The sequence below is a fragment of the Longibaculum muris genome (assembly GCF_004343035.1).
In the GTDB taxonomy this organism is placed as follows: Bacteria; Bacillota_I; Bacilli_A; order Erysipelotrichales; family Coprobacillaceae; genus Longibaculum; species Longibaculum muris.
The window spans coordinates 287,017-299,584 of record NZ_SMCQ01000001.1; the positions used below are offsets into that span (position 1 = coordinate 287,017).

Below are 12,568 nucleotides of genomic sequence, written 5' to 3' on the forward strand. Positions count from 1 at the left end.
TATATTAGCATATATAAATTTACATTATAGTTTATAATCACATTGAAGAGGTGAATAATATGCAAATAATGGTAACAATGACAGGAATATCGCATTTTATTGATTGTAAAGAATTAGAAGCAAATCAAGATGTAATTTTAAAAAAGGAACCAACAAATAAATATGATAAAGAGGCAATTGCTGTATATGTAAATGATACGATGCAAGTTGGATATATTGCTAATAGTACATTCACTGTAGCGAAAGGAACATATTCTGCAGGTAGACTATATGATAAAATAGGCAATGAAGCTAAAGCAAGAATTCTTGTTATATTTAAGGATGCTGCTGTTTTGGTTATACAAAAAGATGGAGAAGATTTTCATGATTATTGAAAGAATGAAAATGCGAAAATTTAAAGAGATTTTACTTATAGATTGTGAAAATGTAGGTTATCAAATACCATTGAAATTACCTAAGCATACATATATATACTTGTTTGTTAGTGATTCTTTTGTTATCGAAAAGTTAAAACAGAATATAAGTGATTTTCAAAATCAGGTAGAAATAGTAGATATATGTCATTTGATAAAAAAGCATTCTTCTAAGAATGCTATGGATTTTTGCATAGTTTCTAAATTAGCACAAATTATTAAACATATCTCAAAGAAGCAAAAAATAGTTATTATTTCTAAAGATAAAGGTTATGATGTTGCAATTGAATTTATCAAAAGTGAATATAATAGGCAAATAGAAAGATATGCTTTACCAGTTGCTTGTTATTTTCATATAGATACTCATGTTGCAAAAATACTTTCTCAATTAGATGAAAAAACATTAAAACTTATTTCACAACATCACTCAATGTTTGGCTTGAAAAGGGTTTTAACAAAAAAGCAAAAGAAAATATTTATTTTTGACCAATTCACTGAATCTATTTCAAATATTAAGATATTTATTGAATATGATATTTATGATCAGTGCTTTTCATTATATTATTCAGGAAATGTTAAAAAAAGATATCAAACACTACAAGAGGCAAAATATGATTTCAACACACTTGTTCAAGAAACAAAACAGAAATATGAAAAATATTATTCCAATGAATTGCTAAGAAAAGCGAAGAAATTGAATATCCATCCTTATATTGAAGAAGCGTATTTAAAAAACAAACCATTACAAGAATGTTTAATAAATCACTTTGGTATTAAAGAAGGAGAACAATTATTCCAATCGTTTATTAATTAAAATAAAAGATACTTTCAATTTAAAAGTGAAAGTATCAACATTAATTCCGATATTCGGTAAGATTATGAAGAAATTATAAATAAAGTATAATTTACATTCCAAAATGGAAGATCCCTTTTATTATTATATCACAAAAGAGAATATAATTGTACAACTTATTTAATCAAATAAAATATTATCCTTATATGTTATTTATAATTAATATACACCTTATACATTATTTATAATAATATTGATAAGACAAAATGTAAGCGCTATGATAAGACAAAATGTAAGCGCTATACTTAAAGTGAAGAAAGGAGGAAAAACTAATGTATAATATGAAATTAGATTTTATTTTAGAAAACAATGTTATTCCTGATGATATTAATAGAGTATTTGTTAGTTATATGAAACATTCATTGGAAATGTACAATGAAGATTTATACAAGAAATTGTATGAAGATGACCATCGAATAATAAAATCATATACTTTTTGTACAAAAATGCATTCTTTAAAATTTCAAAACGGATTTATTTTTCTAGCCAATAATTCTTTTTCGGTTGAATTAACTGATTATAATTTTTCAGAACTGTTAGAGTTATACAATGCTTTTTTAAAACAAAAAAAATCAAATCAAAAATATTCGATGAATAGAAATTCGATGGAATTAAAAAGAATATCTTTATTGCCATTGAAAATGCCAGATGAAAAAGATGTTATTATTAAAATGGAAAGTCCTTTAGTTGTTAGATATATCCATGATGGTTTGGAAGAATATTTAACTTTGAATGATGATAAATTCGAAGAAGTTCTTAATTTAGTCACTGAACAAATGTTAATTTCATTAGGTTTTAACAATCCAAAAATTCATATTGTTCCTTTAAAAGCAAAAAAGACAGTGATGAATTTGTACAAGCATAAAGCAAATGCTTCATTGGGTTTCTTTAAAATAACTGCTGATCCATTATTTATATCTGTTTTATTACAGACTGGAATAGGAAGTCGCAGGTCAATTGGTGCAGGAAAATTTAAGATTATAGGTTAGAAAGGAGGCGAGTTTATGCAAGATGATTACATAACAATTTTAACGAATGATTATTTGAAAAATAGTGGTATTGTTGGAATGATGACTTTATTAAAAAGTGATGATGCAGCAATAGAAGGACAGGAGTATTTCGTTGAAGGAAACAAATTGATCATTAAGAAGGACTATTTACTAAATGCTGATTTGACTCAATTATATTTTAACTGTATGATTGAACGTTTTGAAAAAGATACAACTATTTATAGAATTAATCAAAAAATTAAGAACATGCTTAATAATAAAGATAAAATAAGTGATCCAAGCTTTGAAAAAGTTGTTAAAGAAGATATTGTTTTTATTTCTGAAAAACTTGCTTCTGCTAGTTTTAAAACAGGAATAGATACTATTAAAGGCAAAGTAGAAGATATTCAAATTTATTATGATGTTATAAATAAGTCATTTAAAAATCAACCAATTGATAATGAGTTACTTAATCAATTAAAACAACTTCAAATGTTTTTAAGTAGTCCATTAGTAAATGAAACACTGTGTTTTAAAAATATCATTTATAAGTATATAAATAAATTTTGGAATAGAAGTTTTTTACTTAGAAATAATGCTAAAAAGGATATGAAAGAATGTTTTGAAAATGATTTTGTTGCTCCTTTGAAAGAATATTTAAAATTAGATAAAAGTAAAATGAAAGACCAATGTGTTGATTGTGGTAATCCAATTAATAACAAGACAGGTGTTTCTATATCATTTATGAATGATTTTGCTGATGATCTTGTGAGAAAAAGATCAGCATTATATAACTTCAATGTTGATATGAATTTATGTCCAATATGTACATTTTTATATGCTTTAACACCATTAGGATTTATCAAATATCATAATGATTTTCTATTCTTTAATGATAATAGTAGTATTCAAAAATTATGTAATTCAAATTCGTATGGTGGAAAGAATAATGAAGATGAAGTTAAAGAAAACTCTAAACTAGAGGGAAAATATTATAAGATTTATCAATATATTGAAAATGCTATTCTATATTCAACAAAAGATAATATTAATCGTAATATTCAGGTTATTACAAGGAAAACACTAGATAATGGTGAAATAAGATATGAATTTGATATTTTAGATGGATATTTAATTAAGACTTTAAATCATAAAAGAATCAAAAAAAATTTAGAATATTTTGCAACTGTTAATGTTATTAAGATGAAGGATGAATATTTGAGTTTATTTAAAGAAGTTTTAATAAGATTTTTAAGCAAAAGGAACTTTTATGATTTGATTGATTTATTAATTAAGCGAAATCTAGAAAATTCTAATGATTATTATTTGATTGTTTATGCTAGAAAAGTTTTAGAAATTCAGTATTTAACGAATGGAGGTAAGAATATGAACTACGTATATTTTGCAACAAGAGATGGTAATGATTTAAGAAATAAACTATCTCAACTCAAAAAAGGAGATAATGTTGATGAAAGTTTTAGAGGAACAGTCTACCAATTAACAAATGCATTACGTGTAAATAATAAGAAAAGGTTTTTAGATATTATTATACGTTTATATACTACATTAGGGGCTCCAATCCCTCAAACGGTTTCTTCTATTATATCTAATGAAAATGGAGAAGAAATTGCATATGCATTTTTACTTGGTTTAAAAGGTGCATTCTATGATTCAAAAAAAGAACAGGAGGATATAGCAGATGAATAGAAATGGATTAACAATTTCAATGATTTTTGCAGCAGAAAGTGCAAATTTTGGTGAAGGAATAGGAAATTTAACAGTTTTAAAGAAATACTCAAGAGGAGATAAGAACCAATATACATATATTTCAAGACAAGCCTTGAGATATAATATTATTCAACAATTAGGTTGGGACAATACACCTGTGTCTAATGAGTCAGGGGTAGTACAATTTGCGGCTGATGCATCAATTGAAAAATATCCAGAAGTGGATTTATTTGGATATATGAAGACAGTTTCTAAAAAGGATGATGCAGCAGGAGGTGCTTCAACACGTTCAGCAGTTGTGAGACTTAGTAATGCAACCTCTTTAGAAAGTTTTAATTCTGATTTGGATTTTTTAACAAATATGGGATTGGCTAAACGTAATGGGTTTGATAATGCTATTGCTCAAAGTGAAATTCATAAATCATTGTATGCTTATACAGTAACTATTGATTTAGATCGTGTTGGCGAAGATGAAATGATTTCTCTACCAAATGAAGAGAAAGCTTCAAGAGTGGAACAACTTTTAAGAACGATTATGTTTTTATACAGGGATATAAAAGGAAGAAGAGAAAATTTATCACCATTATTTGTGGTGGGAGGTGTATTCAATCGAAAAAATCCTTTCTTCTCTAATGCATTGATTATGAATGATGGTATTTTAAATGTTGATTCTCTCAAAAGTATTATCACAATGATGGGTGAAGATGCGAATTATGTGAAAGTTGGTTTGGTTAAAGGTGTTTTTTCTAATGAAGACATACTTGAATCAGAATTAAAAGCAAATGGTGTAGGAGAAACTTTTGAATCTATAATTTCTGATATGAAAGAATATTATGAATAAAGCTATACGAATTAAATGTAAACAGGAGTTGGTGAATTTTAAAAAACCAACATCATTGCTTATTAAAGAGACATATCCTTTACCACCTTATTCAACAGTTATAGGGATGATTCATAAGGCGTGTGATTTTCATGAATATCATGATATGCAAATTAGTATTCAAGGAAAGATAGGATCACATGTTTCTGATTTATATACACGTTATGCTTTTAATCAAAATACAAAATATGAAGATGGAAGACACAATATATGGTTTGAATATGAAAATCAAAAATACGGGATCACAAAGGGTATCGCTCATACTGAATTGATTTCACAATTAGAACTGGTCATTCATATTATCCCTAAAGAAGATGAATTTGAAATTATTTATCATGGATTAAAATATCCAAAGTATTATTTGTCTTTAGGAAGACATGAAGATTTGTTAAATATTGAACAAATAGAAATTGTAGAGCTACAAGAAGTTAATAAAGCTACTATTAAGTTGGAACAATACGTCCCTATAAGTTTTATGAATAATATTGAGTTCTTTGATGCAAATACTACACAATATTTTTTGCCAAAAAAATATATAATTAAAAAGAATGGGAAGAGAATTTGGAAAGATAAAATCAAAGTAAAGTTAATTTATAAAAAACATCGAATAAGAAAAATAACTAAACCTATTGTTTGTGATCAAGACGAATATACAGTATTTTTAGCTTAGGGTTTGGCTATATAGCCAAACCCTTTTTAAAGGAGAAGATAAGATGACTTTTTATGCAAAATCTCATCCACTTATGACATTGGATGAACATACTCAAATGGTAGAAAAGAAATATGATGATTTATTGGAAACAATGAGATTATATTTTAGTAATGATGAAATTAAAATGATTAAAATAGCATGTCATTACCATGATATAGGCAAAATTAATCAAATTTTTCAAGAAAAATTACAAGGAAAAATAAATAAAAATAATGAAGAAATACCTCATGGTTATCTAAGTATTTTATTGTTAAATTATGAAAATATGATAAAAATACTAAATAATAAAGAATGTTTTGAAATAGTTTTAAATGCTATTTTTTATCATCATAAACGGAATGATCAAGAAAATGAAAAAATCGAGAAATTTGCTAAAAATTATTTCCAAAAAAATATAAATCAATATTATGGAAAAGAAATTGAATTAGAATTAGAGAACTTACAAGAAATTTATAATCATTACAAGAAACCTTTTATGGATAATGATTTCTGGTATCAATATGTGATTGTAAAAGGTATTCTTAATAAATGTGATTGGTGTGCTAGTGCAAGCATTGATGAGGAAATTCCAATAGAAGTAAAAGGTGAGGAATCAATCAATAATAAAATAGTAGAGCGTTTTCATTCGTTAAAACCTCTTCAACAGTTTATGAAAGAACACCGTAATGATAATGTTGCTTTAATTGCTAGTACTGGAGGCGGAAAGACTGAAGGGGCTTTGCTATGGTTAAATGATGAAAAAGGTTTTTTTACACTACCTATGAAAGTATCAGCGAATAGTATCTTTGAACGAATTAAAGAATTTTACTTAAGTAATGTTGCTATATTGCATAGTGATTGTTTTCGTTTTTATGAAGATGAAAAAAATATATACTTAGATGAAATTGAACAAGCTGAACATGATAAATTGATAAACTATCAAATTGCTAAGAATTTATCTTATCCTTTAACAGTTTGTACAATTGATCAGATTTTTAAATTTGCATATAAAACATTAGGAACTGAACATATTTTAGCAACAATGCGTTATAGTAAAGTTATTGTTGATGAATTACAATCATATTCTCCTGAGTTACTAGCGACAATTATTTATGGACTTCAATTAATTCATAAGATTGGAGGTAAATTTGCTATTATCACAGCAACCTTACCAAAATTTGTACTAGAAGATTTAAAAGAATGTCATGTTCAATTTCAATCATTTCAACATGACATACCAGATAGACATAAAATAGAAATAATTGATAAAGATTTAAAAGAAGATGTAGAAAAAATTAAAGAAGTATCAAAACATAAAAAGGTTCTTATTATCTGTAATACAGTTGCAAAAGCTCAAGAAATATATCAGATGTTTCAGGATAATAAAACCAATGTTTATCTTCTTCATTCTCGTTTTTTAAAGAAAGATAGAGAACTTATTGAAAGAAAAGTTATCAATTTTTCAAATGGTAATGAAAATGGAATTTGTATCTCAACACAAATTGTGGAAGCAAGTTTAGATATTGATTTTGATGTGTTATATACATATATGTCTTCAGTAGATAGTCTTATTCAACGTATGGGAAGAATATATAGAAATAGAAGAAACGATAGTCATGAAACAAATATTTATATTTATACTAAACGAGATGGAATTGGAGGTGTATATGATCCTGAAATATTTAAAGAATCTCTGCAAGCCATAAGGAAGTATAATCATCAGATATTCTTAGAAGAAGAAAAATTAAAATGTATTGATGAAGTTTATGATATTAAAGGAATTAAGGAACTTAATTATTATAATAGATATAGAAAAAAACTCGAAAATTTGAAGGGAACTCGTCCTATGGAATATGATTCTAAAGATGCAAATGATAAATTTAGAGATATTCATAGTGTTAAATTGATACCTGATATTATTTTAAATAAACATTTAGATGAGATTATGCAAATAGTAGATGAATTAAAAGAAGGAAAGAATAAGAATAAGTTAGTATTTGCTTTGGATGAATATTGTATAAACTATAATTTGTATAAACCAATTTATAAATATGAATATATAGATCATCAAAGTTTTGTTGAAGGAGCACAGATATATTTAACACATTGTTTATATGATTTTGATGAATTTCTTTTACAAGGACAAGGTCTGATTATTGATAAAAAACAAGATGATGAACAGTTTGTTTAGGAGGTATGATAATCTTGAAAGAAATATCTGGGACAATGTATTCATATAGTTATTTATGTGATAGAAAGTTGTGGCTTTATTCAAAAGATATAGTTATGGAACAAGAAAGTGAATATGTAAGTATGGGGAAGATTATTGATGAAGAAAGTTATAAAAGAGATAAAAAACATTTGTATCTAGATGATTTGGTTTGTATTGATATAGTACGACAGAATGTTATATGTGAAGTTAAGAAAAGTTCTTCACAAAAACAAATGGCTATTCATCAATTGAAGTATTATTTATATTTGTTAAAGAAAAAAGGAATAAAAGCAAGTGGAGAATTACTTATACCAAAAGAAAATGTTAAAGAAAAAATTAATTTTGAGGATGATGATGTAAAGAATATCGAAAGACAATTAAATAGAATAAGTGAAATATGTAGTCAACAAAGTCCACCAGAGATTATTAATAAAAAAATCTGTAAAAAATGCGCATATTTTGAATTGTGCTATATTTGACAAATGCAACAGTCATATTATATTTTTACAAGTGGTGAACTACATAGAAAAGACGATTCACTTATTTTAATAAATTCTGAAGGTAAAAAGTATATTCCAATTGAAAGAGTTTATGATATATATGTTTTTGCAACTTTAACTATCAATACCACTTTGCTATCATTTCTATCTCAAAAGAAAATTAGTATTCATTTTTATAATTATTATGATTTTTATATAGGTTCATATTATCCAAAAGAAACATTAGTTTCAGGAAAATTATTAATTAACCAAGTAGAGAAATATCAAAATTATGAAGAACGTATGTTTATAGCACAACAATTTATTGAAGCAGCAAGTTATAATATATTAAGAAATTTAAAATATTATAATAATCGAGAAAAAGATTTAACTAGCTATATAGATGAGATTGAAGAATTAAGAAAACAAATATATTTAACATATGACATTAAACAGTTAATGGGCGTTGAAGGGAATATAAGAAAGTTATATTATAGTGCATGGCCTATCATCATCAATCAGAAAATAGAATTTGAGAAACGTGTAAAAAGACCGCCAGATAATTTAATTAATACACTTATTTCTTTTATGAATTCAATTATTTATACAAAAACATTGTCTGAAATATATAAAACTCAATTAAATCCTACAATTAGCTATTTGCACGAACCGTCTGACAAAAGGTTTTCATTATGTTTAGATGTTTCAGAGGTATTTAAACCATTAATAGTTGATAGAACAATATTTTCTTTATTGAATAAAAATATGATTACAGAAAATGATTTCTATACTGATGATGGAGGATATTATAGGATGAAAGAATCATCAATAAAAAAAGTGATGAAAGCTTTAGAAGAGACTTTGTCTAGAACAATCAAACATAAAGATTTAAATAGAGATGTATCTTATAAACATCTTATCAGATTAGAATTATATAAATTAATTAAACATATAATAAATGAAAAAAATTATGAAGGATTTAAAATATGGTGGTAATATGTATCTAATAGTAGTATATGATATTAAGCAAGAGGGTAATTATTCTAAAAGGCAGAGATTTGTATTTAAAACGTGTAAAAAATACTTAAGACATATACAAAATTCAGTATTTGAGGGTGAATTGGATAGAGCACAATATGCTGCATTAACTTTTGAATTAAAAAAATATTTAGAAAAAGATGTTGATTCATGTTTAGTATTTTCCGGAAGAAGCAATGTATGGATGAAAAAGGAGTTTATAACTAGAAAGCAAGACGAAGATGATCAGTTTTTGTAAGAAATTAAAAATAGTCGAACTCCATTATGTAAAAAATATTGGAGTTCGACAGGATATATTTCTATAAATAAAAAATATATTTTGTTTTTATCATTAAAATATGGATACTGTTGGAATAGAATGTTATAATGTAATTGTTTCTTATCAATAATTTTGATATTTAACGGATATATAATCTAACCAGAAATTGGAATGTAAACATAATAGAACCAACAATAATCGTTCCAATAAACAAAATATATAATCTAACCAGAAATTGGAATGTAAACTACAATTCGAGGAATTAAACTAACACCAATCATAAATATATAATCTAACCAGAAATTGGAATGTAAACTATTTCTTACGAAACTCAGTAGCAAGCCAAGTCATGGATATATAATCTAACCAGAAATTGGAATGTAAACTTTAATGCGAGTATAGCGACTAGCAAGAGTCTTAACAATATATAATCTAACCAGAAATTGGAATGTAAACGCTCATAACTCTTTACACCATCAAAGTTAAACAAAAATATATAATCTAACCAGAAATTGGAATGTAAACATTTAATGTAAGAGCCTGCCTAACAGCCTTAGGAAAGATATATAATCTAACCAGAAATTGGAATGTAAACTCATTAAAACCACCACCACTATGCTCAACAAGTTCAATATATAATCTAACCAGAAATTGGAATGTAAACAAAAGACGCGTAACATTCTTATAGTTATACCAACATATATATAATCTAACCAGAAATTGGAATGTAAACCCAAATGTAATATTTTTATTCCTAATTGACCTAAAATATATAATCTAACCAGAAATTGGAATGTAAACTTTAAGACGCGTCAAACGACCACCAAGAGTCTTTACATATATAATCTAACCAGAAATTGGAATGTAAACGTATCGTTTATAAGTTATTATAATTTCGAGGTTAGATATATAATCTAACCAGAAATTGGAATGTAAAGAATAAATAAAAGAATGACACACAAAAGAAAATCGCAAATATATAATCTAACCAGAAATTGGAATGTAAAGAATCGTTCTAATACGGTGCGCAATCTGATTAATGCATATATAATCTAACCAGAAATTGGAATGTAAATCACAGAGATACCAGGAACGTCAGATATACTAAGACAATATATAATCTAACCAGAAATTGGAATGTAAATAGTTTTGTCTATAAAGATAATAATATAGAACTTGTTATATATAATCTAACCAGAAATTGGAATGTAAATTGTCCGCAAATAACAAATAATTTAGCCATAATATAAAATATATAATCTAACCAGAAATTGGAATGTAAATTACTGCATTACCTTCTTGAATATCTATCTTACCATCAATATATAATCTAACCAGAAATTGGAATGTAAATTCTTCAGCCTTATCAGAAGTCGAAGGAACAATTTCAATATATAATCTAACCAGAAATTGGAATGTAAATTATGAATACTTGCTATTTAACTGTTAATAATGTTTAAATATATAATCTAACCAGAAATTGGAATGTAAATTACAAATAGTAGAGCACTAGCGCAGAAAAGGGGTGCGATATATAATCTAACCAGAAATTGGAATGTAAATATAGAAAGTAATGGGGGAGGTAATAAAAATTGATTATAATATATAATCTAACCAGAAATTGGAATGTAAATTCTCACGATAGTTATTAGATTTAAGTCTCTTATTCTCATATATAATCTAACCAGAAATTGGAATGTAAATGAAAGCAAGACATGTATTCCCATACTCGTATTTTTCGATATATAATCTAACCAGAAATTGGAATGTAAATACTCCTCCCCGAGCGCTTAAAAGACAGACGCTTCGATATATAATCTAACCAGAAATTGGAATGTAAATTATGAACTAATTGATGATTATATTCATAGTACAAAATATATAATCTAACCAGAAATTGGAATGTAAATGCTAACAACAGCAATAATATTTCTCTTTTAATCTTCATATATAATCTAACCAGAAATTGGAATGTAAATTATTCAGAATTATTAAATTTAGAAAAATCATCATTAATATATAATCTAACCAGAAATTGGAATGTAAATTCTTGATTGACAATAGAAACAGTAAAATACAATGAGATATATAATCTAACCAGAAATTGGAATGTAAATGATAGTATTCTTTTGACATTAACGAAAGGAATTGAAATATATAATCTAACCAGAAATTGGAATGTAAATGTATTCTTTTTCTGAACCTTCACCATTAAATGTTTTCATATATAATCTAACCAGAAATTGGAATGTAAATGAATTCCAAGTGCTTCTATTGTCTAAAACACCTTGCATATATAATCTAACCAGAAATTGGAATGTAAATGAAGATGACCTCGTTAATGATCCGATGGGTGATGAGATATATAATCTAACCAGAAATTGGAATGTAAATAATGTTGGCACAACTCTATAGCCATTTTCATTTTCGATATATAATCTAACCAGAAATTGGAATGTAAATCAGGAATTTCCTCAAAATACAAAGAAACACCATCCAAAATATATAATCTAACCAGAAATTGGAATGTAAATCTCTTAAAATCACTATTCATCAGCATGTTATCTCTTATATATAATCTAACCAGAAATTGGAATGTAAATAAAGTTGTTAATTGGAGACAGAAGCATAGACTCATTTATATATAATCTAACCAGAAATTGGAATGTAAATACGAGATTAAATCTAAAATAAACATTGAACATCTAGATATATAATCTAACCAGAAATTGGAATGTAAATTTGTCTTAATTGCTCTTACTCCTGCGGCTTTACACCATATATAATCTAACCAGAAATTGGAATGTAAATACAACATGGCTAAATGGTGAGCGTTGGAATGATGAAAATATATAATCTAACCAGAAATTGGAATGTAAATAGATGGAAATTGATGTTCTCATTCAAACATTTAAAAATATATAATCTAACCAGAAATTGGAATGTAAATTTATTCCAGTTGTTACTGTTATAGCATCACTCATTAATATATAATCTAACCAGAAATTGGAATGTAAATGTGTGTG

10 protein-coding genes and 1 CRISPR repeat array (1 of these 11 cut by a window edge) are annotated in these 12,568 nt (G+C 26.1%); all 10 genes read left to right on the top strand.

Features of this window, described 5'->3' with window-relative positions:
• Window positions 1–59: 59 nt before the first annotated feature.
• The 10 genes from EDD60_RS01375 to cas2 all read left to right on the top strand — a co-directional run bounded on the left by EDD60_RS01375 (window position 60) and on the right by cas2 (window position 9,521).
• Window positions 60–374, top strand: a complete 315-nt coding sequence (locus EDD60_RS01375; protein WP_066451344.1) for an HIRAN domain-containing protein — start codon at window positions 60–62, stop codon at window positions 372–374.
• Window positions 364–1,227 (top strand): PIN domain-containing protein, encoded by an 864-nt coding sequence (locus EDD60_RS01380; RefSeq protein WP_066451343.1) that lies wholly within the window; start codon window positions 364–366, stop codon window positions 1,225–1,227. The genes EDD60_RS01375 and EDD60_RS01380 overlap by 11 nt, the downstream gene beginning before the upstream one ends.
• A 311-nt stretch (window positions 1,228–1,538) precedes the next feature.
• Window positions 1,539–2,255 carry a CRISPR-associated endoribonuclease Cas6 gene (locus tag EDD60_RS01385; RefSeq protein ID WP_066451342.1) on the top strand — a complete coding sequence of 239 codons (717 nt, stop codon included), beginning with the start codon at window positions 1,539–1,541 and terminating at the stop codon, window positions 2,253–2,255.
• Window positions 2,256–2,270: 15 nt separating this feature from the next.
• Entirely contained in the window at window positions 2,271–3,962 is a 1,692-nt protein-coding gene (locus tag EDD60_RS01390; RefSeq protein WP_132226128.1) for a Cas8a1 family CRISPR/Cas system-associated protein, read from the top strand.
• The gene (gene cas7i / locus EDD60_RS01395) at window positions 3,955–4,824 is read left to right on the top strand and encodes a type I-B CRISPR-associated protein Cas7/Cst2/DevR (RefSeq protein ID WP_066451330.1); all 870 of its coding nucleotides are present in this window, start codon (window positions 3,955–3,957) and stop codon (window positions 4,822–4,824) included. Before EDD60_RS01390 ends, cas7i begins: the two co-directional genes overlap by 8 nt.
• Window positions 4,817–5,533 (top strand): CRISPR-associated protein Cas5, encoded by a 717-nt coding sequence (cas5, locus tag EDD60_RS01400; RefSeq protein ID WP_066451328.1) that lies wholly within the window; start codon window positions 4,817–4,819, stop codon window positions 5,531–5,533. The genes cas7i and cas5 overlap by 8 nt, the downstream gene beginning before the upstream one ends.
• 43 nt (window positions 5,534–5,576) lie before the next feature.
• On the top strand, window positions 5,577–7,745 hold the full coding sequence (locus EDD60_RS01405; RefSeq protein ID WP_066451325.1) for a CRISPR-associated helicase/endonuclease Cas3: 2,169 nt from the start codon (window positions 5,577–5,579) through the stop codon (window positions 7,743–7,745).
• A 14-nt stretch (window positions 7,746–7,759) separates the two neighbouring features.
• Window positions 7,760–8,245: a CRISPR-associated protein Cas4 gene (locus EDD60_RS01410; RefSeq protein ID WP_066451323.1), complete on the top strand. Its 486-nt coding sequence runs from the start codon at window positions 7,760–7,762 to the stop codon at window positions 8,243–8,245.
• A gap of 3 nt (window positions 8,246–8,248) precedes the next feature.
• Window positions 8,249–9,241, top strand: a complete 993-nt coding sequence (cas1b, locus tag EDD60_RS01415) for a type I-B CRISPR-associated endonuclease Cas1b (protein WP_132226129.1) — start codon at window positions 8,249–8,251, stop codon at window positions 9,239–9,241.
• Between the two features lies 1 nt (window position 9,242).
• Window positions 9,243–9,521 (top strand): CRISPR-associated endonuclease Cas2, encoded by a 279-nt coding sequence (gene cas2, locus EDD60_RS01420; protein ID WP_066451322.1) that lies wholly within the window; start codon window positions 9,243–9,245, stop codon window positions 9,519–9,521.
• 167 nt (window positions 9,522–9,688) lie between these two features.
• A CRISPR array of direct repeats spans window positions 9,689–12,568; the repeat unit is 33 nt; unit sequence ATATATAATCTAACCAGAAATTGGAATGTAAAT (it continues 1,310 nt past the right edge of the window).